The sequence below is a fragment of the Candidatus Accumulibacter vicinus genome (assembly GCF_000584955.1).
GTDB classification, from domain to species: domain Bacteria; phylum Pseudomonadota; class Gammaproteobacteria; order Burkholderiales; family Rhodocyclaceae; genus Accumulibacter; species Accumulibacter vicinus.
This window is the reverse complement of the sequence record NZ_JDSS02000017.1, coordinates 1,128-1,731: the sequence shown is the minus strand read 5'-3', so window position 1 is coordinate 1,731 and position 604 is coordinate 1,128. Positions and strand designations below refer to the sequence as shown.

The window sequence follows — 604 nt, the reverse complement described above, 5'->3', positions numbered from 1 at the left end:
AAAATGAACATTACCCGGAAGGTCTTTCGCAACACCACTTACTACATAAGTGGTTGTGTCATTTCCAACGGTCAGTAATTTGCCTAACGCATTTTCCGATCCAAAAATTTTACGCGCAACACTTTCCGTCAGCACAAGTGTATTCGGTTCTTTCAAAGCATTTTTAGAATTTCCCTCCACCAACGGAAAGTTGAAAAATGAAAAGAAATTTGAGTCGGCTGAAAAAACACGCTCCTGGGTAAAGGCTTTGTCTTCGTATTTCATCACCACACTTCCATTTTGTTGCACCCGAACAACGCTTTCTACTTCGGGCACTTCCTGAATCAGTGCAGCCGCCATGGGTGGGCATGAAACCGCTACGGCAATTTCCTGGGCGGCCAGTTTGGCATCCAGGTTTACACGGTACATGCGGTCAGCATCCGGATGCATCCGATCGTAACTGATTTCATCTTTTACATACATGGTAATAAACAGACAGGAGGCTATACCCACCGTGAGGCCCATCACATTTAAAAACGCATAAAATTTTTGCCTGCTGATGTTGCGGAACGCAACCAAAAGGTAATTTTTTAGCATACGGTTGGGGTTTTATCCTGGGGTTATA

Annotated in this window: 1 protein-coding gene; it reads right to left on the bottom strand. The window is 44.2% G+C overall.

Going from position 1 to position 604, the window contains the following annotated elements:
• Window positions 1-576 (bottom strand): ABC transporter permease (locus CAPSK01_RS04930; protein ID WP_034923303.1); only part of this gene is annotated, 576 nt, incomplete at its 3' end.
• Between the last annotated feature and the right edge of the window lie 28 nt (window positions 577-604).